Raw genomic sequence first — 26834 nt, forward strand, 5'->3', positions numbered from 1 at the left:
CCAAGATGTTATAAATCCGTGCTGAAATGCAGGAAGAAAGGATTGACGTGCTTAGGGTATAGGCAGGTGCCTAGCACTGATTGCGTAATTGGTGCCTGGTACAAATCCAGTGTTTTGTACCAGGCACCAATCAATCGTTTTGTACCAGGTACAAAATTCCAAAAATGTACCTGGTACAAATCCTTCTCATTGTACCTGGTACATGCGCTACAACTCCAACCGCTCCCGCAGCTCCTTCACATAATTCCGGCTCACAGGAATCGCCTCATCGGCTCCATGAACCTTCAGCTGGTACACCCCGCTCCCCCATGGAATCAGTTCTTCCACAAAGGGCAGCTGAACGAGATAGCTTTTGTGGACGCGGAAGAAAGGATAGGTACCGAGTTTTGCTTCCAATTCCTTTATCGGCATCCTGCACGTATATTTCTTTTTTTTCGTACAGATGAATGTTTCCCGCTCTTCTCTGAAAATATAGAGAATATCCCCCGGCCTGACGAATACAATCTTATCCTCATCATTCACGGCCAGTTTTCCCAGGGATGGGTTTTCACGGGATTCGACCTTTACTAAAGACTTCAGCCTCTCCATCGTTTGTGCAAGCTGATCTTCTTCAAAAGGCTTCAGCAGGTAATCGACAGCCTCGACCCTGAAAGCCTTAAGGGCATAGTCAGGGTACGCGGTGGCAAAGACGATTTCCGGCTTATGCTTCATGTTCTGAAGGGCTGCTGCGAGATCCACTCCGCTCATGCCGGGCATTTCGATGTCCAGGAATAGGACGTCGGGCTCTTTCGTCAAAATGATCTCAAGGCCTTTTTCCGCTGAGCTTGCTTCCCCGACTACCTCCGCCCAGGGATAGCTGCCGAGGAGATGCTTCATTTCCTCCCGGCTGTACGGTTCATCATCGATGATCGCGATTTTCATTCCTGCTCACTCCTTACCGTAAATCTAACGGTGGTTCCACTTTCCTTTGAAGATGATATCTTTAGCCCTGCTTCTTTTCCCATCATCATTTCCAGGCGTTTGTTCACATTGTAGAGACCGATTCCCGTGCCTGACTTTGATTCCACCGGCTCCGACAGTAGCTTACTCAACCTGTCTTCATCGATTCCACACCCATTATCCATAACGCTGACGGTCACTTTGTCTCCTTCTTTTCTTATGGAGATCGTTAAGACAAACCCTTCTTCGACATTCTTCATCCCATGCTTAATCGCATTTTCCACGAGCGGTTGCAGGGTGATGGAAGGGACTTTCGCCTGTAAGGCATCGTCATCGATTCTATACACGACTTCGAGACGGTCAAAGAATCGTGCTTCTTCAATGGCCAGGTACGCTTTCACATGCTGACCTTCTTCTTTAAGGGTGGACGTTGATTTCGTGCTCCCCGTCAGATTCTGGCGGACGAATTGGGAAAGGGAAATAAGCAGTGTCCTGGCCTTATCCGGATTGATCCGCGTCAATGACACAATGACATTGATCGTATTGAACAGAAAATGGGGGTTGATCTGGGCCTGCAGCGCCTTCACTTCCGACTCTTTCGCAAGCTCCTTATGGGTATCGATTTCCGCAAGTTCCAGCTGATGACTAAGGAGTGTGGCAATCCCCTTTGTTAATTCCATCAATATCGGTGAAATTTCCTTTTCCGAATGAAAATAGAATTTAAGGGTCCCGACAATGTCATCCCCGTTTAGTAGCGGGGCCATGATGGCCGCTCCTAACGGGCATCCGCTCCGGTCACACTGTATATCTTCCCGTCCCACCTTCATCAGCTCACCGGTTTCGATGACCCGTTTCGTTGCTTCCGTCTGAATCGGGCGCCCTTCGTGGTGGTGATCAGATGCAAGTCCGACATGAGCGAGGATGTGGGATGTGTTCGTGATTGAAACGGCCAGTGCATTGACATCCCTCATGAGGATTTCACATGTTGCCCGTGCTGACGATGCATTCAAACCTTTTCGCATGTATTTCACTGTGCTGTCTGCGAGACGCAGTGCTTTTTGGGACTGAGCAGCCCCCATCCGCTCCTCTTCCTGAAATACACTTTTAATGATCAACAGGAAGATACCGGTGCCGACACCATTGGCGAGAATCATCGGCCATCCGATATCAGACACGAGCAGATATGCATCGTCAAATGGTTTGGACAAAAGAAGGATGAGAAGCATCTGCATCCCTTCTGCAAGAAAGCCGACCAGAAATGCCTTTTGCGGGGAGACTAGCCTGTTTTTCTTTTCCCGCTTGCCGATCCAGCCTGCCAATAAACCTGCCAGTACCGTCGAGATCCCGCATGAAAATGCCGTGAACCCTCCAAGGGAAAACCTGTGGACACCCGCAACCAGTCCTGCCCCGAGACCGATCCATGGGCCACCGAGTAGTCCTGCTACCACAACGCCGATTACCCGCGAGTTCGCAATCGCTTCATTCTGTTGAAGATGCCACTGCCATTTCGTATATTCTTCCTGAAACGGATTCACGATCAACCCTGTATATGTACCAACGATGCCGAAGAATCCAAACAAGAGGATCAGGAGGAGCGTCTGGGATTTCTTCACATGTGTCCTTTTTTCAATCAGATGCCGGAAGAAGCTAATCCTCGTCATCACAAAGGCAATCGTCACGATGATGCCCAATCGTTCAACCATTGCCGCAATTAACATATGCCCCGCCTCGCTTTCTATCTCACATAAAAAAAGAAGACTCCTTAAACACGAATGTTTAATAGAATCTTCCCCTACTCCAACCTTTACTATGTCCAGGGAATGATTTCCCCTATTTTAACACGAATCTTTGTCTTTAATCGTCACAAGTGCATTGATTTCTCCACCGATCATGATGATGATTCCCGTCAAGTAGAACCAGATCATGAGCACGATGATCCCACCGATGCTGCCGTATGTGGCGGAATAATTTCCAAAGCTCCCTACGTAATATGAGAAAGCCAAGGAAGCAAGTACCCATCCAAGCGTCGCAAAGATCGCTCCCGGGAATGCACTTAAACATTTGATCCGTTTACTTGGAGCGAAAAAATACAATCCGACGAAAATGATAAAGAGAATGATGGGCGTGATGGCCCAGCGAATCCCGTTCCATATCGTTAAAAACTGATCCGAAAATCCGAATTGGGAAAATAGGAAAAGGCCAATCTGCTTACCGAATACCGGTAACAGCAGAGCAATGACAAAGACAAGGATCATGGCCAGCGTCAAAAGGATGGACATCAGTCGCGTCGCAATGAAAGACCTTGTTTCTTCGACGTCATATGCCCGATTCAAACTCTTCACAATGGCATTCATCCCGTTCGATGCCGACCAGATCGTGGCGATGATACTGACGGACAGTAAGCCGGAATTACGATTGGACATGACGTCCTGCAGCGTCTCCTCGATCATCGACATCGTTTCACCCGGCGCAAAATCCCTCACCAATCCGAGAATATCCCCCTGATTAACGGGCAGATATGGAAGAAGGGTGACGATAAAAATCAGCAGTGGAAAGAGCGATAAAAGAAAATAATAGGCAATTTGCGCGGCAAGGCCCGTTACGTCATTCGCACTGATATTAGTGAAAAGACTTTTCGAAAATCCTTTCCAATCTCCTTTGACCGTCTTATCCGACATGCTTTCACCTCATTTCATTAATATCCCTTAAATGAAGAAGCAATCGGCTGACTTTCTTCATCCTGAGCAGTTAGTTCATTTGATGTTTCTTGACCTGAAAACGTATCTTTGTACGCTTCTGAAGAGTCTTCAAACGTTTCTTTCGTCTCTTCGATGATCTCTTTCACCTGAGGGGTCATCCCTTTGATTTCATCCACTTTTTCACTGATGAAGTGAATGTCCCTCGAGACCTGATCGGCCGTCATGCGCAGTTTCTCATACACTTCCCTCGATGTCTCAAGCAATCTCTGAGGATTTTTTGAATAGGTGGAAATATACTGTCCGCTATTTTTCAAAGTGGAACCCACTTCCTGGCGTGTCGACCTGTCCAGGAGAGACAGAAGCCCCCCTGCAACAGCACCAAGTATGACCCCTTTGTAAAACTTATTCCTTCCCATATGTATTACCCTCCTTCAAATTCAGTAATCGGCTATAGCCGGATTCCACTTAATCATACACTTTCAGGCAATATAGATACCAGGTACTTATCCATTTCTCACGTAATAGCTTATCTACTCATTTCCCATTCCTTAATAGTGTAAAACATTCTCCGAAAAAAATCCTCCAGGAGTCACTTCTATCCATGCCTTATTGACAGGAAGATGGAATCATGGAAAGATGAATGTACGACATTGTACGTCAGAAAGGAAGATTTAGATGGATCTATCACAAAACACAGCAGAAAATATCAATTTCATGGTAACAGCAATCAAAGAAAAATTAAGAATGGTCAATGCAGGTGCCGTCAAGCCTGAAGACTTTAATGAAGAAATGTACGAAGATCTCCACGACCTTTATGTCATGGTGAATCGCAAGAATCATTTCAGCCCGAGCGAAATGAACGCGATTATTGAAGAACTGGGCAGCCTTAGAAGAAAAGCGTGAACAGTGACAAAAAAGGGGACATTCCCACAAAGGTACAAAATACCTTGGGGAATGTCCCCTTTCATTTAACTGCCTTATTTAGATAGAAGCGCCAGTGATTCGCGGTTGAATGCCGGGATATCATCGGGCGTTCTGCTAGTTACAAGCTGATTGCCGCACACGACGACTTCTTTGTCTTCGTATGTCACACCGGCATATTCCATATCGACTTTGATGGACTTGAAGCCTGTCGCTTTCCGTCCTTCCAATGCTTTGGCCGTGATTAATAATTGTGGACCGTGACAAATCGCGAAAACCGGTTTTTTCTCATCCATGAAATGCTTTGTGAATTTCACGAAACGGTCATCTGCGCGCAGCTGATCCGGGGAAAATCCGCCTGGTAATAATAAGGCATCAAAGTCTGCTGGATTGACGTCATCGATGCTTTCATCGATTTTCACCGTTGCATCGCCCTGTTTGCCTTTGACTGATTTCCCTTTTTCTTTTTCAATCGTTACGACTTCGTGGCCTGCTTCTTTAAATGCTTTTTCGGGATCTGTAAATTCTACGTCTTCAAACATGTCTGTAATTAACGTTGCGATCTTAGCCATAAATTGAAACACTCCTAATTATTGTTTGTTTTTATCACATTTGTACTTTACCCTTCACACAAGATTTAAAACCCTTTATTATCCATCGTGAATTGGGAAAAGATCGTATCCCTTTGTACTTCATAGACTTCTTCCCCCACGATGTCGTTAATGATATGGATATTCCGGTCGACGGCCAACCCAAGATTCGTCGCCCCGGCACCGTGGGAGTGCTCCAGATTCGTCACTGTGTAAAAATGATGATCGCGATCCTGCTTTTCTTTAAATTCAAGCTTATAGTTCCGGGAGACTTTAAATTTCTGATCATCTTCCCATACGATTTTGTCTTCGAACTCCTCAAAGAACCATTCAGGAATATTCGGTTTGTACCCAGTTGCTAAAATCACCTTGTCGCTTTGATAAGTGAATTCACGATCTTCCTGCCATTGGCGGCAGCTCAAGTCGTAACCATCCCCTTCATCCCGGATCTTGTTCACTTCCGTCAGGGGCTGGATGGTCGTGCGTGGTGCCTGGTCGCTGACAGAATGGTTATAGAGAATGTTATAAATATTGTTAAGGGTGTCCTGGTCGATCCCGTTCCTAAGCTGATCGAGGGTTTTCAAGGCTTCCATCCGCTTCTCATACGTCAATCCATGGAAATAGTCCACGTAATCCGGGGCGAAGAATTCCTGCCCGAGCTTTGACGATTCAAGCTGCAGGATCCCTTCGGAACGGGTCAGCCATGTCAGATGATACGAATGATTTTCCTGTTCCTTCAATAAATCAAAGAACACCTCGGCTGCACTTTGACCGGAACCTACAATCGTAATGGAGGCCCCTTCCATCGTCCTTTTTTTATGGAACAGATACTTGCTCGTATGATGGACGTCTTCATCCGGCAACCCCTCCATTCCTTCTAAAACAAGAGGCTTGCTTCCTGTTCCCATCACGATGTGCTTCGCATAATAAACCTCACGTTCATCTTCCAGCCGGTTATCGACCACCACTTTATAACAGTCGCCAACATCCGTCACCCCGATCACTTCGCTGTGAAATTGACAAGCGCTCAGCTGACCCGAGACCCAGCGGGCATACTCATTGTATTCCTGACGCGGCATTTCAAACTTTTGAAAAAAGAAAAATTTATATAAACGATTATGGGTATGTAAATAATTCAAATAACTATACCGGCTTTGTGGATTCGCAAACGTAACAAGGTCTGCGATGAACGGAACCTGTAAATCTGTCCGGTTGATCAGCATTCCCGGGTGCCACTGAAACTCCGGGGTCTGATCGAAGAACTTCACCTTCAGATCTGTCCTTTCCTCCATCAGGGCAGCCAAACTCAAATTGTACGGCCCGATCCCGATTCCGATACAATCATATATTTCATGTTTACTCAATCGGCTCTCCTCCACATTCATGATCTACTTTTCTATTTTTACCCTAAAATGATCGAGGTTTACCCTCTTACATGAAAATAATTATGATGAATGTGTGACCATGGGGTTTTAGCTGGTGAAGCTCAAGCGTTATTCAGCTGCTTATTTCCACCCATTTTTTAGCAGCTGAACGAAAAGTTAACTCCAAACAAAAAACGGGTCCCTTCTCACAAGGATCCGTTTTTCCTGAAAATCATCACATACCATCCGCCTTCTTTCACGATCGGCTCGACGGACTCGACTTTGAAATGAGTTTTCCCCGCCAGTGTCTCCATTTCCTTCTGTGAAGGAATCGGGTACAGGTTCTGGAAAGTCATGAAGAAGCTGTTGAAGGCGCTGGAAAATTGTTTTCCATGTTTTGATTTCTGCATCGGTGTGAGGACGAAGAAGACCCCTTCTGAACCGAGCCACGCAGATGCTTTTTCAAAGAATTTCAGTCGTTCGGATGGATCGATATAGTGAAAGAGATTATTGGCCATGATCATATCAAAGCGCTGTTCAGGCTCATATTCATGTAAGTCCCCACAGTGTATTTCGATATTTTCAAAGTCTTTAAGGGATTGCTCTGCTGCCTTGGCGACGGCTTCATGGATCTCAATTCCCACCATTTTCTTATCAGGGTAGCGCTCTCCAATTCTCTTTACATACCCTCCCTCGCCGCATCCCAAGTCCAGGATGGAGTCCGCATTGTATTTTTTTATCGCCTTCTGCACCTTTGGAAAAGCAAATCGTTCCAATAGAATCGAAGTTTTCGCAACAGTTGAGCCATGGACATCCGAGTTGAAATGCTGTTTCGTCTGGTTCCGAAGTAGTTGGGGGTACGATAACAGTGCCGGGATATGGAGCTCCATCATTTCTTTCAGCAGGATCCCGGATGAGTGGGGATCTTTTTTGGATGTCGGAAGCTTCCACCTGTTCCTCGTCGTGACTTTCATGTCTTCCACCCGTTTTAGATGCTTGATGCTGATCCCTACTTCCACCCATTGTTCAAGGAGATCCATTTCGATGTTTTGAGCAACCGCCACTTCCTGGATGGAAGCAGGCTTTGTGAATTTTTCAAACAGGTCCATTTCATATCCGACATAAGCATGCCAGCTGTATAGGAAAGGGACATTCTTTTTCATCCATGTTCGAGCCCGCCATACCTTTACCATTTCTCCAATCATTGTAGTGCCTCCTTTCCTTTCCAGGGATAATCCTGGTCTGCCGTAAATGTAGTCGTAGACTTCTCTTCTTCTGTTAATGAATCATGTCTGATCGGGAGCATGCCCCCCTGGATCATCCGGTCATAAGGGGTTTCCCTCCACATGCCGAGGCCAGATATGTTCAGCATCTGTTTGTAATGGGAAATCGAGTCCCTTTCCATCCTCTGCAGGCTTTTATTCCGGAGCCAGCCTACGGGACGATAAGGGTAGGAATAGACAAGGGCCGATAAGTGACTGAGATGCATTTGATGGGCGACCCTCTTTTTTCTTACCTTTGGATACCATTCCAAATTGGCTGGATCTAATTTCCCCTCTTTATACATGTCACATAATAGCTCACCAAGGATGCTGCCATCCTGAATCGCCATATTCATCCCTTCACCCGCCATGGGATGGACCGTATGGACGGCGTCCCCGATAAGGGCGAAATGATCCTTCACATAGGTCTCAGCATGATATTTCAATGGGACCATGAGCTGGATTTTCTTCCAATCGTCTATCTGGTTCACATACCCGTCAAGATCCGGGCACATTTCAATATAGAGTTTATGAAACTCTGAAATTGGTTTTTTCCGGAGTGTTTTGTATTCACCTGCCGGGATGAGATAAACCGACCTCACTTCGTCATCCGGCAGTGGAAATAAGCCTAAAAATGATTGATATGTAGAAATAATGCGCCCATCCACCATTTCCTTTGGTCGTGGGAATGTGACCGTGAGGAAATGATGATTGTACTTCTTCTCCTTCACATCCACTTCCATATAGTCACGGGTTACCGAGCTCCTTCCCTCTGCCCCGATAATGAAGTCACTATGAATCTCCGTTTCTGCCTTCGATTCCCGGTCCGTGACGGTCACCGTATGACCGTTTATATTTTTACAGACGGTATTCGCCCGATAATGGAAGGATGGATACGCTTCCCCTTTCTTTCGCAGGATGTCCTTTAGCGTTTCATGATGGATCATGAGGGAGAATGGATACGGAGTCGGCAGGATGGAATAGCTCATGGTTGAATGGTCAGCCTTCGATTTGGCCCTTTTCAATTCAATCAGCTCCAAATCCGAAATGCTGTGTCCGTTTTCCAAGACATCGTCTATGACTCCCAGGGATTCGAATATTTCCAGGCTTTTCGGCTGGAGAAGCTCACCTTTGTAAACGGAACCCGGACCCGGCAGCCGCTCTACGACGGTTACATCGATGTTACACTGAGCGAGTTTCAGCCCGAGTGTCAGCCCTCCGATGCCTCCACCGCTTATAAAGACGTTCGTCCTCATCTCTCTTCACCTCTTTCCATTCATTTGCCCTATTCCCAGGATGTTGAAACTTGCCGGTGTGCTCTCGCCAATAGGTGACAAGTTCCTTACAAGAGAACCCCCGTGCAGAAATTTGTAGAAGACGCTATTTCCCGGGAAAATATCGAAGTTCCAGGATTCATCTCTAAGGTTTCTTACAGTATTTGTCGGATTGTTGCCCTTTGAAAAATCGACAATACCTGGAAAAACAAAAAAACTCCACGACAAGATTCATCTCTCATCGTGGAGCACGTTCTATTTTGGTTTTGCAATCGGTAAGAGGATCGTGACGGTGGTCCCTTCGCTGACGTTGCTTTGAATGGATAGTGAACCGTGGTGTTCCTTGATGATTTTTTGACAAATCATCAGCCCGAGTCCGGTCCCTTTTTCTTTCGTACTGTAAAACGGTTCCCCCAGATGCTTCATGCGTTCAGGCGGGATTCCGCTCCCGTTGTCCTGAATCGAGATCTTCCCATGGCCATCCACTTTTTCTAACTGAACATTGAGGAGTCCCCCTGCAGGCATGGCTTCCAGGGCATTTTTCATCACATTCAAAATGACCTGTTTCATTTGGTGGGAATCACAATAGATTTCGGCTTCTTCCACCGAAAATCTTACATCGACCCCCTGCTTCAGGCATTCCATCTTGATGAATTCAACAGAGCTTGTAAGAAGGGTTGTCAGGGACGTGAGGGAAAACTTAACGGCCCTTGGTTTTGCCAGTGCCAGAAACTCATTGGTAATGATTTCGATCCGGTCGAGCTCTCCCTGGATGACCCCCAAATAAAAGTCATCCTCGGCATTTTCCTTCATGAGCTGGAGGAATCCTTTCAGGGTCGTCAGGGGATTCCTGATTTCGTGAGCCACGCCCGCTGCAAGTTGACCGATCATCGCCAGCTGCTCTGACTTCTTCAGCAGGTCTTCGTTAAGCTTCTTCTCGGAAAGATCACGTATAATGGCAGAAATACCGATCAAACGTCCATCATCATTCAAAATGGGATTCATATTAAAAGCAATCTCAACCGGAGAGCCGTCTTTCCGGTACCGGACGGTTTCATAGTCTTTAATCCGTTTCCCGGCCATCACAGTGGACAGATTTTGTCTGAACTGACCGACCTGATCTTCCTGATGGAGAAAGGTGATTTCCTTTCCTGTGATTTCATCCTTCGTCCACCCGAACATCGATTCAAATTGTTGATTCACCTTTAAGACCTTTCCTTCCGGATCCAAAAGGGCGATCCCGTCTCCTGCATGCTCGAAGTATGCTTCGAGGAGCTCCTTCGCTTCTTTCAGTTCTTCTTCCATCTGCAGTTTTTCCGTGATGTCCTGTCCAAATCCGTAAATCCCGATCACCTTATTCTTTACACGGATTGGGATATTGGTGACGGCTACATGGCTTTTGCCACCTTCTCCATTTTCAAAGGTGGTGACGAATCTTGACGCTTCTCCTTTAAGGGCGACTTCAAATTTCCTGACCGCCGTTTCCTTACTGCCTTCTGCAATGAACTCACTGAAGTGACTTCCGATCATATGCGGTGAAATGTGGTCCCACTGGGTTTTCACAGTGGGATTCACTTCTTGTATGATCCCGTTTGTATCGACCATATAAATATTATCGGGACTGTATTTTACAATCGATTTATACTTTTGTTCGCTTTCGATGAGTTTTCTCTGGATATCCTTAATCATGCTAATGTCTGATATGGAAACAAGGATTTCCACCACTTCGCCTCTTTGTATCACCGGGACGATGGAAGCCAAATACTCTAATTCCTTGTATTCATCTTCATACGTCAGCTCTTCTCCCGTTTCCCATATCCGTTTTAACTTCGGCTGGATTTTCCCCAAGTGGTGGAAATCGAATACTTCCTGGATCGTTTTCCCGATTACTTTAGAAGGGGTCAGGTTCAGCTTATTCAACAGTTCCCCCGCTGCCATTTCAATGACGAAATCATGATCGCTTTTCTTTATCTTGTACGTGATCGTCTTTTGAAGGCGGAGTGTATTTTCAAGTTCTACCTTTAAGGACATTAATTCATTTTCATACTTTTTCTTTTCTGTGATGTCATGAAGAATGATCCCCACGCTATCCACCGTTCCGTCACTCTTATAATTGGCTGGGGAAATGGTGATATTGCAGGTGATTTTCCGGTGCGTCCCCAAATCGAAAGTAACTTCTTCCCCTGTCGTATTCAAGCCTTTCAATCCATTTTTGACGATGGAATTAAAGGGTTGATTCTGTAGTGGAGGCTGCTGACAGAGAGGTTCTCCCAGAATGGCATCAGAAATCTGGAACAGCTCCTGGAAAGACTGATTCATTTCCATCACGTTCCCGTTTTTATCAATGATACATACACACGTAGGCGTGTTGTGGATAAGGGCTTCATAAACCGCCGAATGAGAATGATTGGAATCGTCCCGTGAAACGCCGGGCCCGAATGGGGTCATCATGACCAATTCTTTGGACTCACCAATCTGTTTCCGCTTGAATCCGTAGTATTGATGATGCAAGCGAATCGAATAATCGTCATCCTCTAACATCTTCACCAGAAGATTGTCTTCCTTGAGGGTGATCCCCCTCCATTCTTCATTTTGTTCTATAAAAGATGGTCGTGTCACATCGATTATTGCTGCCGGGACTGGAATTGAATCTACATTCAATGCAGTATAAGGGTGCATTTGAGCCATAGTACCTTCCTTTATCGTAACGTTATTACCACCATTTTACCCTACCTTTTGCAACATATAAACGACGAATCTCAATTCACACGAAAAACCCGGGCACACATTTATGCCCGGGTCACCCTACAGTCATCTCCATTCAAATCGCTTCAATCCGGCGAAGTTCGGCGTATCGAACAGCAATCTCTCCTCCGATATGAGCATTATGCTTCACGAGGGCTATATTGGCCGTCAGGCTCTTCCCATCAGTCAGCTCCTTTACTTTTCCAAGCAGGAATGGAGTAGCTTCCTTTCCTTTGATCCCTTCTGAATCCGCTTCTTTTAACGCTGCTTCAATGATACGATCCATCTCCTGCTCATCCATGGCATCCTCTTCGGGGATCGGATTGGCTACAACCACTCCGCCCTTCAGACCCAGTTCCCATTTCGCTTTCAATATGCCGGCTGTCTCCTCTGCTGATTCAACTTTATAATTCACGGAATATGGACTGCTTCTTGTATAAAATGCCGGCAATGACTCAGTTCTGTATCCTAGAACGGGTACTCCCTTTGTCTCCAGGTATTCGAGGGTCAGGCCGATATCCAATATGGATTTCGCCCCGGCACACACAACCGCTACATTCGATACGGCCAGTTCCTCAAGATCCGCCGAAATATCCATCGTCACCTCAGCGTTCCGGTGCACCCCTCCGATCCCGCCCGTCACAAATATCGGGATACCGGCAAGCTCTGCACAAATCATCGTCGCCGCCACTGTCGTCGCCCCGTCTTTACCGGATGCCAGGATATACGGGATATCACGGCGGCTCGCCTTGATTACGTCTGTTGCCTGCCCTAAATATTCGAGCTCCTCATGGGATAATCCGATTTTAATCTTCCCTTTCAAAATCGCGATCGTTGCCGGTACAGCGCCTTTTGATCGAATGATATCTTCAACTTCCCTTGCCGTCTTCACATTTTGTGGATATGGCATGCCGTGAGAGATGATCGTCGATTCCAGTGCAACGAGCGCCATGCCCTTCCTTTTCGCTTCTTTGACTTCCTCTGAGTATTCAACATATGAAGTGATATTCACAACCATTTCCCCCTTAATAATAGAGACTGAACTCCTGTTGCAGCTTGCTTTCGTTAAGAGTCGGTGCCACCGTATGCCTAGACTGAAGTGTAATCGACGAACAAATCACACCGATCCTGCACGCCCCGTCCGTATCGGATCCCTTTAAATAGCCAAATAATATGCCGGCTACGAGGGCATCACCAGCACCGGTCACATCCTGCACTTCAACCTTCGGGGGCAGGATGGCCGTTGCTTCGTTGTATGTAGTGTAATAAATCAAGCCCTGATCTCCACGGGTAATGACAGCACGCTCCGCTCCCCTCATCGTCAGGTCCTTCGCCGCCTTGAAATAATCCCCCTCCGTTTCGATCGTCATATCCAGATACATCTCTGCTTCCCCTTTATTGCAAATGAACCATGACACACCTTCCAATGAAGAAGGGAGTTTCTTCACCTTTGGAGCCGACACAGGGATCACCGCCAGAGGAACCCCTTCGGATTGACATCTTCGTATGATGTACTTCAACACATCTTCTGGAAAATTCGTATCAAGAAGCACCATGTCTGAAGATGCAATCAAGCCCCATCGCCTTTCTATAAAACCAATGTCAACGCTTTCATAAATGTTCATATCTGCCAAGGCAAATAACAATTCACCCTTTTCGTCCAATACGGCTGAGTAAGCTCCTGTGCTTTCATTTAAAAGCCTCTGGGACCCCGATACATCAGCAAATGTTTTCGTCTCGTTCATGAGCCAGCTGCCTTCTGTGTCTTCCCCTACGACGGTGATGAGATTAGTGGACTTCCCGAGTCTCCCAAGATTCTCAGCAACATTTCTCGCCACACCGCCACTCGTCTGTTCCGATCTCGCAGGATTGGACGTTTCCGGGATCATCTCACCCAGCAACTGCATCTTTCGGTCGATGTTGGCTCCCCCTATGCAGGTAATCCCGTTCCTCTTTGGGATCACATACGCACGGCCTAAAATCTTCCCCTGCCTGACCAGATTGGAAATATAACCGGCTACGGCCGATCGGGAAACCCCACTTCGCTCAGATAATTCCTGCTGCGTCATAAACGGATTCTCTTCAATGAAAGACAATAAAAGCTTTTCCTTTTCGTTCACTTTCTCCCACCCCTATAAAGAAAAGTAACTTTTGTTAATATTCTAAACTTTTGTTTCATTTTACACAAGTTGGAAGTTTGCAAAAAAAAAAAAAGACTTGCTCTTCCTTTCGGAAAAACAAGTCTACAAGTTTACGATATTTTCTTTTCTTTTACCTTACCTGTGTCCTTTAAATAGTATTCTTCGGAAGTAAAGAACTCATTGGTGAGTCTTTTAACCTCTTTACTTAGTAAAAGGACCGCGATGATATTCGGAATCAATATTGCCGCCAATGCTAAATCAAGGAATTGCCAGATGACCTTGGCCGCTCCGACAGATCCAAGGACGATGGCAACGGTATACACCACTTTTATCCCCTGAGCCGCCTTCCAGCCAAACAGGAATTCTGCCTGTTTCGCACCGTAAAAGACAATGACGATGATCGTGGACAAAACGAAGAAAATCAGTGAAACCGTGACGAGGATCCCGCCAAATTCTCCGAAGTAGTTCGTAAATGCCTCTGTCGTCAGGGCTGAAGGATCATCTAAAGCATTTTCTGCCGTCCACACCCCTGATGATAAGACGACAAAAGCGGTAGCTGTACAGACGATGATCGTGTCGATCACGATCCCGACAATTGCCCAAAGGCCCTGGCGCACAGGATGATCCGTCTGCGCCGCTGCATGAGCAATCGGAGCCGTTCCGAGCCCTGCTTCATTGGAGTATAATCCCCGGGCAAATCCCCAGCGGATCGTCTCCGCGATGGCCACTCCGGCAAAACCTCCCATTGCAGACATAGGTTGAAAGGCATGTGACAAAATCAAACTGAAGAATTCAGGTACTGCATCCATATTCATAAACAAAATCACTAAGGCGCTCCCCACATAAATCAGAGCCATGAACGGAACGAAGATCTCCGTCACCTTACCGATCCGTTTGATTCCGCCGAATACGATCAGCACGACGATAAGTGCCACGATGATACCCGTAATCAACCCATTTACGTTAAAGGTTTCTTCCACGGTAGAAGCTACGGCATTCCCTTGTACCATGACGCTTGGAATCAGCTCGATCATAAGGGCAAAGGCGAACCAGACGCCAAGCCACTTCATGTTCAATCCTTTCGTCATATAGTACATGGGACCGCCGACAAATTCTCCCTTTTCATTCTTCTCACGGTATCGGACCGCAAGCACACTCTCCGAGAACTTAAGCGCCATCCCGATAAGGGCAATGACCCACATCCAGAAAACGGCCCCGGGACCACCGAACATGATTGCAGCCGGGACACCGACGATATTCGCGGCCCCGATCGTGGACGACAGGGCAGACGTCAGCGCCTGGAGGGGAGTGACCGTCCCTTCTCCTTTCGGCTTTTTAAACACACTTCCAACCGTTTGCTTAAAAATGTAAAGAGGATACCGAAATTGTATGAATTTTAATAATATTGTTAAGTACAACCCCGTTGCACCCAGGACAATGATTAATGGTGGACCCCATAACCACGCCGAAATTTTACCTATGATGTCGAAAAACGTATCCAATCGTGCTCCTCCTTTGATAGAGGCAGTGGCTAACGTTTGGAATAATACGCGGGGGAATTGTTGGTTCAAACGTATGTATAAAGCCTATCGATATCTTTCACAGACCCCGGATCCTGAAAAATTAGCCACTGCTTCTACATGCTTTTGCCAGACTTTTCCCTGAAATGGGTACCGTGAAACATTATCTTATTAAAATTTTTTCAGCACATGATCCTCTGCCATTCTGCAGAAAGCCTCCTGTCCTTCGACATGGTTCCTCCATTTCCCCGGAAATACGTCAAAAAACCTGCAACGGATTTTCCGCTGCAGGTCCCCTCTTCTATTCTGTCACCCTCGGCAATATCAACACTTCCACCCGGCGGTTCTGTCCCCGTCCCTCTGCTGTTCCGTTGTCTGCGATCGGTTCGAATTCACCGAATCCTTTCGCGCTGAACCATTGGGGATCAAGGGAGGGATTGTCTAAAATGATTTTCATGAAATTGACCGCCCTCATGACGCTGAGCTCCCAGTTTGAGTCGAATTCCGCATTACGGATGGGCACATTATCTGTATGACCGCTGATGATGATATTTCGAGGCGGATTCATTTCGAGTAGGCCCGATAGTTCCTCCGCAACGTTCTGGTCACTGCCCTGGACCGTTGCAGACCCAGAGTCGAATAATACATTGTCGCGAATCGTGAGGAGGAGCCCTTCATCCGTCAGCTTGGTGACGAATTGAAGCTCCAGATTATTCGTTTTGATGTATTCATTAATTTTTTCCTGGATTTCCTTCAGCTCTTCCTGATCTTTCATGAAGGCCTGCTTTGCAAGCTCTTCTTTACTTACTTCCTTTTCCTTTTCTTTTTCCTTATCTACCCCAGCTGATGCAGCCTGCTTCTCTTGTTGATCACTGGACTGCTGGGGGGCGACAGGGCTTGGATACTCCATCATTCCCGTGCCTCCGGTGAAGATTTCACTGAACACCTGGGAGAGCTCCTTGAACTTCTGTGCATCCACGGAGCTTGATGCGTACAAGACGATAAACAGGGCCAAAAGCAGAGTGAGTAAGTCAGCATACGGGATGAGCCAGGATTCATCCATATGTTCGTCGTCATGTTTCTTCTTACGCCGCCTCATCCTCATCCCCCTTTAGTAACAAGATCCGTTCACTTGCCGGTAAATAGGATGCAAGCTTCTGTTCAATCACACGGGGAGATTCTCCCTCAATGATGGAAAGAATGCCTTCCACCATCATCATTTTCATTTGAACTTCACGCTTTGATTTCCGTTTCAGCTTGTTGGCAAAAGGATGCCATAAGACGTAACCCGTGAAGATACCAAGCAATGTCGCAACGAAAGCCGCAGATATCGCATAGCCGAGCTCATCGGTATTATCCATGTGGCTCAGGGCCGCGATCAACCCAATGACTGCCCCCAGGACCCCAAGTGTCGGCGCATACGTCCCTGCCTGTGTGAAGATGAGGGCCCCTGCACTGTGACGTTCTTCCATGGCATCGATTTCTTCATGGAGCACATCCCTTATGTAATCGGCACTCTGTCCATCCACCGCCAATGAAAGTCCGTCCCTGAGGAATGGATCATCCACTTCCTGTGTTTTGGCTTCCAGTGCAAGCAGCCCTTCTTTCCGTGCAAGGTCCGCCACTTGTGAGAAGAATTGGATCGTTTGTTTCGGGTCCTGCAATTTTTGTTCTTTAAACAGTATGCCGAAGAGTTTCGGCACTTTTTTGATTTCATGTGTCGGGAAAGCGATGGTCACTGCGGCCACCGTACCCAGTAAAATAATCAAAATGGCTGCAGGGTTCAATAAGGCAACCGGGCTTACTCCTTTGAATACCATCCCTACTCCCACCGCTATCAATCCTAAAATGACTCCTATTATAGACGTCTTATCCATCTGATCGCTCCACCTTACTCATCGTAGTCTACTACTAATATCGGATAAAGCCTCTGATTATTGAGTGATAGTTTCATTCGAAATTTTGTGAAAATTACTGTAAAACGTTATGAAGAAGTAAGCAACATTTGTCGATATATGGAATATACGGGATTTTATTAAAAGGAGAGAAATGTCATGACCCCCAAGCAATTGAAAGAAATCGATAGTAAAAGAAAGAATCTTCTGCTGCTGATTACCTATGGAATCAGTCTTGCAGCCGCCCTCACGTATTCAATACTTAATGAATCGGGCACCATCACCGTAACGGTATTCGCATTACAGATCCTGTTTCTAGCCGGATACTTTGTTGTGCTTCAATTCATTCTGAAAAAACCGAATCTTTATGTATATTTCGCCATCCCTACTTCGTATATCATAATGGGAATTTGGCTTTTTCTTGAAGGATCGAACCCTCCCGACTTAGTCATCCTTTTATTTTTAGCTGTTATCAGCGCTATTCATTTTAACCCTGTCATTTTCGGAATTGGGTTCACATCCGGTCTTGCCATGCTCTTACTGAATGGATTGCTTGCTCCAAAGGATGATCCCATTTTCACTGAATTATTTATCCCTTCTCTGCTGAGTTATGTGTTGTTAGGAATCGTCCTGGCCGTCGTCATCCAACTGAATCGTACACAATTCAGGCAGCTTCAGGAATTTATCCACACGACCGAAAACGAAAGCAGGAAAAAAGAAGACCAGCGAAACTTCTTACAAAAAGAACTTGCGACCATCTCAGGAAGCATCCAGCAAATCAACGAACAGGTCCAAACCCATCTCGTCTCCCATGATGAAATGAAAACGGCAGTGAATGAAATTTCAGCGGGCAGTGTCACCCAAAGTGATCAAATCAATAACATCGCCCTCGTGACTGAAACGACAATGAGTAAGATGGAGGAAGTGGCGAAGCTGTCTGATGATCTTACCGCCCACTCAACCGATGCGAATGCGATTGCCGTATCAGGAAGCGAAAGGGTCATGGATCTGCAGGAGAATATGATCGAATTAAAAAACATCATTGAAGGCCTTCACCAGACCTTTAAAGAGCTCACCAACAAAATTGAAGAAACCAACAGCTTTATCGGCAGTATCCAGGACATCACTGACCAAACCAATCTGCTCGCCTTGAATGCATCCATCGAGGCTGCGCGGGCAGGAGAAGCAGGACGAGGCTTTAGTATCGTAGCCGATGAAATACGGAAATTGGCGGAAATCACCCGGAATACGGCGACACGCATCAACGACAATCTCGCATCCGTCAACGCAGTAAACTCTTCTGCTGTTGAAATCATGAATCTAAGCTCTGAGAAGCTGAATGAGAATGTCGGGGCTACCGGTGAAGTCACCGCGTATTTCACATCGTTGCGCGAGAAGCTGGACGCCCTGTCAAACGAATTCCAACGCCTCACGTCCACCGCATCTGACGTAAGGGGCCAGACCGAGGAAGCAGAGCTTTCAACGAAGGAGCTCGCTGCTGTCATCCAACAGACTTCCGCGGGCCTTGAGGAAATCAGTGCCACCATCGAAACCCTTCACGGTGACAACCGGACGATTGCACAATATGTTCAAGATACTGCCACAAGTGCAGCCCGGATTCAGAACAGTGTCAAAGCATAATCTGTGGTAAACTAAGAAGAGAAGCTTTAAAGGATGTGGCACTGTTGAAAAAACGATTCACCATGATCATCCCCATCATGATACTCGTAGCCGTTGCATGTTATTGGATGCTCGGCAAATATTATTCCGAAATCGAAACTGGTTCAAAGTTCATGCTGATCATCGGGGGCACGCTCCTATCCGGCGTGATTTCCTTCTTCCTATTTAAAGAGGACGAGGACCCAAAATAAAGAAAACACCACTTTCCGTGACGGAAAGTGGTGTTTTCTTTATTTCAGCAGCTTATCTTCCAGTTTATGTTCATAATTTTTGAACAAAGAACTATTTGTTTTGATTCTCTTCTTTGAAAGCAAGCTGTTGTATTTCAGCATTTTCTCATTCAGATTCTGCTTTAATTCCCGTTCTTCCTCTTCATTATCACAGACTCTGATCAAGTCTTCGATCCTCATCATTTCTTTTTTTACATTCTTCTCATCCGTTGTGAATCCTGCATTCTTCATGATTCGATGGGCCATTCTTAATTCCTGGGGAACCCCTCTGTCATCGTCAAGATTAAGCGGTTTTCCATAGCCGGGAAGGTTCTCGAACTCCCCGTCCTCGTACGCCTTCTTAATTCGCTGTTCCGAAACAATGCTTGAAAAATCCAACGCTATCACCCCTTGGAAATGGATTGGTTCTAAAGAAGCATTTCCTGAATCTGTTACTACTAGTATATCCAACCGAGCAGAAGGTTGCACATGTAGGATGCGTCTATTTTCTGACAATTCACTTTCACATATTTTCGTTCCTCCTGGAAAAACTACCACTATCACGAACGAAAAGGAGTGGCTGATATGGCACGTGGTAAATCATTCGAATCAAAGAAAAAGGGACACCCGGGGAACTTCCCTCAAAATAGTACATCTGCTAAACATTCTGAGGATGCCGCTGGCGATGAAGAATTGATCGTGACACAGGAAGCGTTTAAAAATCGTGAAGATAACGATGAACATCGCTACTAAAGTCGAAAAACGCTAGGAATCCCTAGCGTTTTTCTGTTATCCTTCACCGAAATAAAATGAATTTGGATGCTGATCTGTCTGAGCACCCTTTTATTTTCAAATAAGGAAGGTTTATTTTCATTTATTCGATTTTATTTTCAAATCGTTAAACCGTCACACTTTCCTGCTTACTTAAATCCATTGCCGGACCGAAGAACTCGAAACGCACCTTGGATACACCCATTTCCTTCAATGTACCGATGACAGCTTTCATGAATGGTGCAGGACCACACACATAACATTCGGTTCCAGCGTCCACATACTGTTTCAGGATCTCTTTATTCACATATCCTTTAAAGTGGGATGGAGATTCTTCCCGTGGATTTTCATAAACATAGCAAGCTTCCCCGTTTTCAAGTTCCGTCATGAGCTTTTCGACGTCCCCTTTAAAGGCATGCACGCCTTCATGTCTGCTCGCATGGATAAATGCTGTTTTACGTTCCGGTGTGGATTTGGCCACTTGTTCGAGCATACTCATCATAGGTGTGATTCCGACGCCTCCGCTTATAAACGCAACAGGTGAGTCCCCGTCCTCTAAATAGAAATCCCCGGCCGGTGCACTGACTTCAATCTCGCTTCCTACGATTGCTTTATCATGTAAGAAGTTGGACACCTTCCCTGCCGGATCGCAATCTGCTTCTCTTTTAACAGAAATTCTGAACTGGTGGTCCATTGGCGCGCTTGATAAACTGTACTGACGAATATGGGTGAATTCTTCACCAGGAATCGTCACTCTGACAGATAAATATTGACCCGGCATGTAGGTTGGGACACTGCCGCCTTCTTTCGGTTGAAGATAGAAAGAAGTGATAACGTCACTTTCCACTACCTTTTTAGCAATGAGGAATGGTTTAAAGTCTCTGTAGCCGGCATCTTTATTTTCAGTTTCTTTATACATTTCTTCTTCTACATCGATGAATACTCCGGCAATGACACCGTATGCGTCTCCCCATGCTTCGATGATCTCATCTGTCGCTGCATCTCCCAGAACTTGCTTGATGGCTTGAAGCAGATGCTCGCCAACAATTGGATAATGCTCAGGCTTGACTCCTAAACTTCTATGCTTGTGGGCGATTTGCTTTACAACAGGCAGGATCATTTCGAGCTTATCGATATTTTGAGCTGCAGCATACACCGTATTCGCTAATGCGGTTTGTTGTCTGCCCTTTTTCTGATTGGCATGATTGAAAATATTTAGTAATTCTGGATGATTGGTAAATAAATTTTTATAAAAAGTAGACGTAATTTCCGTTCCTTTGACTTCTAATACTGGAGCAGTGGATTTCACGATTTCAATGGTTTTTTGAGATAGCATTTTGGTCACCTCTAAAGATATATTTTGAATACATCTTTAGACTACTCCCGCTTATCAACTAAAGCAATATACAAAATACATCTTTAACAAAACAGTCACATTTAGACACAAACTTACTTCCTTTTGTATAATGGGGATAATGGAACGGAAAGGTGAGATACATGAGACTAACTTTATACACTGACTACTCACTGAGGGTCCTGATTTTCCTTGCGTCAAAACCGAAGGACGAACTCTCTAATATAAAAGAAATCGCGGATGCCTACAGCATCTCAAAGAATCACCTGATGAAAGTGACATATGAACTCGGAAAAATGGGGATGATCGAAACGACCCGCGGCAGAAATGGCGGGATCAGGCTTGCACAGTCCCCTGAAGACATCAATATAGGGAAACTTGTACGTGCGACGGAAGAGGATTTCCATCTTGTCGAATGCTTCGATGCTGAAAACAACACCTGCATCATCACGCCGGTATGCGGTTTGAAGCATGTCCTCGGCAAAGCATTGAACGCCTATCTTTCTGTCCTCGATGATTACACCCTGTCCGACCTCATCCAGAATCCCATGGACTACCGGTTCCTCTTTCAAGAGCAGAAACGGGATGAAACATCCACTTAAAGATCCTTCTCACCGATTTCCGGTGGGGAGTTTTTTTTATGAGAATTAAATGTTGGTTCAGCGGCTGATTATTGAAGAATATTCAGCAGCTGAACGATTGACCGACACAAAACCCTTTCAACCGGAACGGGCCTTACTTTTTACTCTCGCTATACTTGAACGTCATCAATAGAAACAGGAAAAAGCTGAGTAACAGCGTGCTTCCCCCGACAATATAAAAGACGGTCGTAAAGCCCGCAGGCAGATTGAATGGATTCAAATTGTACATCCACATCCCGACGGTCAATCCGATCGAACCGATGATCGCCGTCCACACATGGGCAAATGCCAGCTTAGAAGACTTCGGTACCTGATAGGATCGATAATAGGAAGAGTAGGCAAATAAGCTCAACCACCCGACCACAAGGATATGAGCGTGGATCGGCTTGAATGCATACGATCCGGCCCCGGCCATATGAGACCCGAGAAATGCTCCGATAAACCCATAAATGGCGGACATTCGTAATAATAGGACATTCCAAGGCAAATTGTCTTCCCCCTTTTTTAAAAGCGCTCCCATCATTATAGTATAGTTGTCCGAGTGCAGGCTATGAATCTTGAGTCGTTGCCATACAACGTTCAAATTTAAAGGCATGAATAAATACTTTCCTCTTCTTTGACATACGATACAAAGATAGGTGTAAACACTTGCAAACGGTGCCCGCACTGATACAATAAGGATGTAATAGAACATTCTGAAAAAAGGAGAATACATATGACTAATTTCCAACAAAATTTAGAGAAATACGCAAGTCTTGCAGTCGAAGTTGGAGTGAATGTTCAAAAGGGCCAGACCCTCGTCATCAACACGTCCATCGACTCTGCAGAATTTGTCCGCTTAGTAGTAAAGAAAGCCTATGAAGTAGGAGCTAAGCACGTATATGTAAACTGGAGCGATGACACCGTAAACCGTACGAAATACGATCTTGCCCCGGATGAAGCATTCCAGGAGTTCCCTGAGTGGAAAGCACGCGAAGTCGAAACGCTTGCGGAAGGCGGAGCTGCCTTCATGAGCATCGTCTCTTCAAGCCCCGACCTTTTAAAAGGCGTCAATCCTGATCGCATCTCGAACTTCCAGAAGGTTGCCGGTAAAGCGATGTCCAAATATCGTCAGTTCATCCAATCTGACAAAGTCAGCTGGTGTGTGCTCGCCGCTCCTTCGAAAGACTGGGCTGCAAAAGTATTCCCGGATGCTTCTGAAGAAGAACAAGTCGACCTGTTATGGGACGCAATCTTCAAAGCGGTCCGTGCCGACCAGGCTGACCCTGTCCAGGCATGGAAGGATCACGACGCAAACCTTCACGAAAAAGTAGAATACCTGAACGAAAAGAACTTCCAGAAGCTTCATTACACAGCACCAGGGACGGACCTTACCATCGAGCTTCCGAAAGGCCATCTGTGGGTAGGAGCAGGAAGTGTGAACGAAGAAGGAACGACTTTCATGGCGAATATGCCGACAGAAGAAGTGTTCACGGTTCCACTTAAGACTGGTGTAAACGGCACAGTTTCAAGCACGAAGCCGCTTAGCTACGGTGGTAATGTAATCGACAACTTCACGATCACATTCGAAAACGGTCGCATCGTGAACGTAAAGGCTGAAGAAGGAGAGGAAATCCTGAAGCGCCTTGTGGACACCGATGAAGGGTCTCACTATCTTGGTGAAATCGCCCTTGTTCCACATCAGTCCCCAATCTCTCAATCGAACGTGTTATTCTACAACACATTATTCGATGAGAACGCATCAAACCACCTTGCGATCGGTAATGCCTATGCATTCTGTATCGAAGGCGGAAAGAAAATGAATGAAGAAGAGCTTGAGAAAAACGGCTTGAACAACAGTATCACCCACGTTGACTTCATGATTGGTTCTGACAAAATGAACATCGACGGAGTGAAAGAAGACGGCTCGACTGAAGCAGTATTCCGCGATGGCGGTTGGGCGCTTTAATTTTTGTATGTAGTGTGAACCCCTGGGAGGCGGCTTGGCTGTCTTTTGGGGGTTTTTGTTTTGGGGAGGGGGTTGGTTGGTGGATGACGTTGGGTTGGCTTGGGGGATGTTGGTTGGACTTGATTGAACCTAGCTGACTGAGCGCTCAGTCTTATGGGTATCATTGTAAAAAGACGCAAATACCCAAGATTTTGATGCAAATATCAAAAAAATGACGCAATAAATTTTATTTCGACGCAATCACCTCTGATAATGACGCAATTCCCATTTCCAACAAGTTAAATCCTTCCCCCACCTTCAGACAAACAACCAATTATCCGTCCCTAATAGAGACAAATCCTTATTATTTAGTAATCTCCTTTCTCTTTCATAAAAAAATGCCCCTACCCATACTGTTTCGTCAACGCAATGGCAGCAATCGTCGCACCGGCTGCCTGGGCATAGCTGCCGAAAGTGGTGATTTGCAGCCCTAGTCCCCTCATTCCTTTTAAAATATAAGTCTCACCTACTGCTTCAAGGGCTGCCCCCAGGGATTGAATCGTATTTCCAGCAGCGAGGAGGTTGGAGTACGCACGTGTGCTCAATGTTGCGCCGTAGGCTTCGAGTCCTGCCCCTACGGACTGGACGGTGTCCCCGAATATATCCAGATTCAATCCCTCCACCTCTTGACCGGAAAATTGAAGCTCAGCTGCGATTACATTCGTGACGTTTCCTGAAGCCTGGAGCCAGTCACCGGCCACCCGGTAAGTCTCCCCTATGGAGCCATCCGACAATTTTTCTGCCCCGACAGCCTGCAGAGAATTGCCTGTAGCCTCGAGACCATTTCCGATGGAGACCAGTCGAAATCCGAGAGGCTCCAATTCCAATCGCTCTTCCTGAATGATCATGGTTTCACCGATGGCAGCAATCACTGTCCCGACGACCTGGGTCCACGCCCCAGTAATGAGAATTAGTCTATCGCTCACCACCATCCACCGATCCTTTCTCCCTTACTACTTCTAATGTATTCCTAAAGGCGAAAAGGGTATCTCGAGCACCATATTGGCATGAGTAAATATTTTGTAAAATTCCAGTAAATCAGTCTTGTTTAATTTGTCCTGTCGGGCTATGATATTCTAGTTCATCTAGAGTTACATAAGGGGAGGGGTATAGGTGAGAATTCGGGATTGGGACCGTAATTTAAAGGTCCGGCTGTTTGGGGAAGCAGCGATTAACATTACTTTCTGGATGTTCTTTCCGTTTTTGACGATCTATTTTACAGAGTCATTCGGAAAGCAGACTGCTGGGTTATTATTGGTTCTTTCACAGGTATTCGCGGTACTCGCGAATCTGATGGGAGGCTATTGCGCGGATAGATTCGGACGAAAGCGGATGATGGTCATCTCGGCCTTCGGACAAGGTTTTGCCTTTTTAATCTTTGGACTGGCCAGTTCGCCGTGGCTCGATTCTGCCATGATCGGCTTTATCTGTTTCAGTTTGGTCGGTGTATTCGGTTCCTTTTATTGGCCGGCAAGTCAGGCCATGGTTGCCGATGTCGTGGATGAGAAAGATCGGAGCCATGTGTTTGCCGTCTTCTATACATCCATCAATATCGCCGTCGTTGTCGGCCCGATATTAGGGGGTATTTTCTACGTCCACTACCGTTTTCAATTATTGATCGCAGCGGCACTAATATGTATGCTTTTAGCTCTGCTACTATATAAAATGACAAGGGAAACGGCACCCGCTGATAAAAATAAGCTCCTTGTCACAGAGGGAAAAAAGAAAGCCTGGCACAGTGTGTTGTCGGATCAATTCAAAGACTATAGTGTGATTTTCAAGGATAAAACGTTCTTATTGTTTATTTTAGCCGGGGTCCTGGTAGGTCAAACGTTCATGCAATTGGATCTCCTGATTCCTGTATATATTAAAGATGTCATGGATAAGGCCACTCTTTTCAGCTTAGGAGACTGGTCATTGACACTCGTGAGTGAGCAGGTATTCGGACTGATTTTATCTGAAAATGGATTCCTGGTCGCCCTTCTAACCGTGGTCATTACGAGGTGGATCACGAAATTCAGAGAGCGCAATGTGTTCATCTTATCGTCTGTCATCTACGCAGTGTCGATTTTCATGTTCGGGCAGACCAGTTCTGTCTGGATGTTTGTAATCAGCATGGCGGTGTTCACTTTCGCCGAACTGATGACTGCGGGGATCCAGCAAAGCTTCGTATCGAAGCTTGCACCAGATCATATGCGCGGCCAGTATTTCGCCGCAGCCAGCCTGCGTTTCACGATCGCGAGGACGATTGCGCCTCTATCCATCACCCTGTCTCTTTATGTAGGGTATGATTGGACGTTTATCCTCCTTTCCATCCTGGCTCTTGTGAGTGCCGGTCTCTTCTTCATCATGTTCGAGCGCTTTGAAAAGGAAGAATTGGAACTGAAGAAATCTGCTCACTAAAAAGGAATGATCCGTGACGGATCATTCCTTTTTTTATAGATAGGGCAGCATCACTCTGAGTTACCTATTTTGTCGGTTGCAGGGATTCGCTTTTTCGAAATTGAACCCGAAAAAAATTTTCAGAAAAGGATGAATCCGAAAAATTCGGTTTACCCCCTTTTCCCATAAAAAGTGAGATGTTACAATGTACAACCGTAAGCAATCTTAACGTAGCTCATGTAATGAGCTAGTCGGAGATTCCAATCAATACTACGCAAAGAAAGGATGTTGATTTCAATGCATATCGGAAGCAAAGGCTGGTACGTACAAGAACTAAAAAAAGCAGGGGTACGCCATTACGAAGAACGCTATGTCGAATCCTACAAAAAACACGTTCTTGCAAACCTATTAGAACGCACAAAATAAAATGAGAGGGACGGACCTCGATTCCTATGACCAG

Annotated in this window: 26 protein-coding genes; 8 read left to right on the forward strand and 18 right to left on the reverse strand. The window is 45.9% G+C overall.

The window, feature by feature from the left end:
* Positions 1–207 precede the first annotated feature (207 nt).
* The 4 genes from AM506_RS05020 to AM506_RS05035 all read right to left on the reverse strand — a co-directional run bounded on the left by AM506_RS05020 (position 208) and on the right by AM506_RS05035 (position 4054).
* Complete coding sequence (locus AM506_RS05020) at positions 208–921, reverse strand: LytR/AlgR family response regulator transcription factor (protein ID WP_060671402.1); 714 nt, start codon at positions 919–921, stop codon at positions 208–210.
* A complete protein-coding gene (locus tag AM506_RS05025; protein WP_060671403.1) occupies positions 918–2657 on the reverse strand; it encodes a sensor histidine kinase in 1740 nt (579 codons plus the stop codon). Before AM506_RS05025 ends, AM506_RS05020 begins: the two co-directional genes overlap by 4 nt.
* Before the next feature lie 117 nt (positions 2658–2774).
* Positions 2775–3617 (reverse strand): YihY/virulence factor BrkB family protein, encoded by an 843-nt coding sequence (locus AM506_RS05030; protein ID WP_060671404.1) that lies wholly within the window; start codon positions 3615–3617, stop codon positions 2775–2777.
* Positions 3618–3634: 17 nt separating this feature from the next.
* On the reverse strand, positions 3635–4054 hold the full coding sequence (locus AM506_RS05035) for a hypothetical protein (protein ID WP_060671405.1): 420 nt from the start codon (positions 4052–4054) through the stop codon (positions 3635–3637).
* Positions 4055–4313: 259 nt separating this feature from the next.
* Between AM506_RS05035 and AM506_RS05040 the strand changes: the two genes are divergently transcribed.
* Positions 4314–4541 carry a DUF1128 domain-containing protein gene (locus AM506_RS05040; RefSeq protein WP_060671406.1) on the forward strand — a complete coding sequence of 76 codons (228 nt, stop codon included), beginning with the start codon at positions 4314–4316 and terminating at the stop codon, positions 4539–4541.
* A 74-nt stretch (positions 4542–4615) separates the two neighbouring features.
* Here the strand turns inward: AM506_RS05040 and AM506_RS05045 are convergent, their stop codons facing one another.
* The 10 genes from AM506_RS05045 to motA form a co-directional block, all read right to left on the reverse strand.
* Entirely contained in the window at positions 4616–5131 is a 516-nt protein-coding gene (locus AM506_RS05045) for a type 1 glutamine amidotransferase domain-containing protein (protein ID WP_060671407.1), read from the reverse strand.
* 65 nt (positions 5132–5196) lie between these two features.
* Positions 5197–6513, reverse strand: a complete 1317-nt coding sequence (locus AM506_RS05050) for a lysine N(6)-hydroxylase/L-ornithine N(5)-oxygenase family protein (protein ID WP_235576044.1) — start codon at positions 6511–6513, stop codon at positions 5197–5199.
* A gap of 206 nt (positions 6514–6719) precedes the next feature.
* Complete coding sequence (locus AM506_RS05055) at positions 6720–7718, reverse strand: class I SAM-dependent methyltransferase (RefSeq protein ID WP_060671409.1); 999 nt, start codon at positions 7716–7718, stop codon at positions 6720–6722.
* Positions 7715–9031 carry an FAD-dependent oxidoreductase gene (locus tag AM506_RS05060; RefSeq protein ID WP_060671410.1) on the reverse strand — a complete coding sequence of 439 codons (1317 nt, stop codon included), beginning with the start codon at positions 9029–9031 and terminating at the stop codon, positions 7715–7717. Before AM506_RS05060 ends, AM506_RS05055 begins: the two co-directional genes overlap by 4 nt.
* A gap of 273 nt (positions 9032–9304) precedes the next feature.
* A complete protein-coding gene (locus AM506_RS05065; RefSeq protein WP_060671411.1) occupies positions 9305–11737 on the reverse strand; it encodes a PAS domain-containing protein in 2433 nt (810 codons plus the stop codon).
* A gap of 133 nt (positions 11738–11870) precedes the next feature.
* Positions 11871–12800 (reverse strand): pseudouridine-5'-phosphate glycosidase, encoded by a 930-nt coding sequence (locus AM506_RS05070; RefSeq protein ID WP_152968537.1) that lies wholly within the window; start codon positions 12798–12800, stop codon positions 11871–11873.
* Positions 12801–12819: 19 nt separating this feature from the next.
* Positions 12820–13914 (reverse strand): carbohydrate kinase, encoded by a 1095-nt coding sequence (locus AM506_RS05075; RefSeq protein WP_060671413.1) that lies wholly within the window; start codon positions 13912–13914, stop codon positions 12820–12822.
* Positions 13915–14045: 131 nt separating this feature from the next.
* A complete protein-coding gene (locus AM506_RS05080; RefSeq protein ID WP_060671414.1) occupies positions 14046–15437 on the reverse strand; it encodes an alanine/glycine:cation symporter family protein in 1392 nt (463 codons plus the stop codon).
* Positions 15438–15756: 319 nt separating this feature from the next.
* The gene (motB, locus tag AM506_RS05085; protein WP_060671415.1) at positions 15757–16554 is read right to left on the reverse strand and encodes a flagellar motor protein MotB; all 798 of its coding nucleotides are present in this window, start codon (positions 16552–16554) and stop codon (positions 15757–15759) included.
* A complete protein-coding gene (gene motA, locus AM506_RS05090; protein WP_060671416.1) occupies positions 16541–17332 on the reverse strand; it encodes a flagellar motor stator protein MotA in 792 nt (263 codons plus the stop codon). The genes motB and motA overlap by 14 nt, the downstream gene beginning before the upstream one ends.
* A gap of 177 nt (positions 17333–17509) precedes the next feature.
* Between motA and AM506_RS05095 the strand changes: the two genes are divergently transcribed.
* Entirely contained in the window at positions 17510–18991 is a 1482-nt protein-coding gene (locus tag AM506_RS05095) for a methyl-accepting chemotaxis protein (protein ID WP_060671417.1), read from the forward strand.
* Positions 18992–19035: 44 nt separating this feature from the next.
* Positions 19036–19221: a hypothetical protein gene (locus AM506_RS05100; protein ID WP_060671418.1), complete on the forward strand. Its 186-nt coding sequence runs from the start codon at positions 19036–19038 to the stop codon at positions 19219–19221.
* Between the two features lie 39 nt (positions 19222–19260).
* Here AM506_RS05100 and AM506_RS05105 read toward each other — a convergent pair whose 3' ends face one another.
* The gene (locus AM506_RS05105) at positions 19261–19638 is read right to left on the reverse strand and encodes a DnaJ family domain-containing protein (RefSeq protein ID WP_060671419.1); all 378 of its coding nucleotides are present in this window, start codon (positions 19636–19638) and stop codon (positions 19261–19263) included.
* Between the two features lie 186 nt (positions 19639–19824).
* On the opposite strand from AM506_RS05105, the gene AM506_RS22945 reads away from it, so the two are divergent.
* The gene (locus AM506_RS22945) at positions 19825–19992 is read left to right on the forward strand and encodes a hypothetical protein (RefSeq protein ID WP_200908413.1); all 168 of its coding nucleotides are present in this window, start codon (positions 19825–19827) and stop codon (positions 19990–19992) included.
* Positions 19993–20137: 145 nt separating this feature from the next.
* Here the strand turns inward: AM506_RS22945 and hmpA are convergent, their stop codons facing one another.
* Positions 20138–21346 (reverse strand): NO-inducible flavohemoprotein, encoded by a 1209-nt coding sequence (gene hmpA, locus AM506_RS05110; RefSeq protein ID WP_060671420.1) that lies wholly within the window; start codon positions 21344–21346, stop codon positions 20138–20140.
* A 161-nt stretch (positions 21347–21507) separates the two neighbouring features.
* On the opposite strand from hmpA, the gene AM506_RS05115 reads away from it, so the two are divergent.
* On the forward strand, positions 21508–21966 hold the full coding sequence (locus tag AM506_RS05115; RefSeq protein WP_060671421.1) for an RrF2 family transcriptional regulator: 459 nt from the start codon (positions 21508–21510) through the stop codon (positions 21964–21966).
* A gap of 133 nt (positions 21967–22099) precedes the next feature.
* Here AM506_RS05115 and AM506_RS05120 read toward each other — a convergent pair whose 3' ends face one another.
* Positions 22100–22465 carry a hypothetical protein gene (locus tag AM506_RS05120; protein ID WP_235576051.1) on the reverse strand — a complete coding sequence of 122 codons (366 nt, stop codon included), beginning with the start codon at positions 22463–22465 and terminating at the stop codon, positions 22100–22102.
* Positions 22466–22720: 255 nt separating this feature from the next.
* Here AM506_RS05120 and AM506_RS05125 point away from each other — a divergent pair, with 255 nt between their 5' ends.
* Positions 22721–23953 (forward strand): aminopeptidase, encoded by a 1233-nt coding sequence (locus AM506_RS05125; protein ID WP_060671422.1) that lies wholly within the window; start codon positions 22721–22723, stop codon positions 23951–23953.
* 383 nt (positions 23954–24336) lie between these two features.
* Here the strand turns inward: AM506_RS05125 and AM506_RS05130 are convergent, their stop codons facing one another.
* Complete coding sequence (locus tag AM506_RS05130) at positions 24337–24918, reverse strand: DUF6944 family repetitive protein (RefSeq protein WP_152968531.1); 582 nt, start codon at positions 24916–24918, stop codon at positions 24337–24339.
* 187 nt (positions 24919–25105) lie between these two features.
* Between AM506_RS05130 and AM506_RS05135 the strand changes: the two genes are divergently transcribed.
* On the forward strand, positions 25106–26395 hold the full coding sequence (locus AM506_RS05135) for an MDR family MFS transporter (RefSeq protein ID WP_060671424.1): 1290 nt from the start codon (positions 25106–25108) through the stop codon (positions 26393–26395).
* Between the two features lie 276 nt (positions 26396–26671).
* On the forward strand, positions 26672–26800 hold the full coding sequence (locus AM506_RS22015) for a YflJ family protein (protein WP_082386245.1): 129 nt from the start codon (positions 26672–26674) through the stop codon (positions 26798–26800).
* Positions 26801–26834: the final 34 nt, after the last annotated feature.

This window comes from Rossellomorea vietnamensis (genome assembly GCF_001305855.1).
Lineage (GTDB): Bacteria > Bacillota > Bacilli > Bacillales > Bacillaceae_B > Rossellomorea > Rossellomorea vietnamensis_A.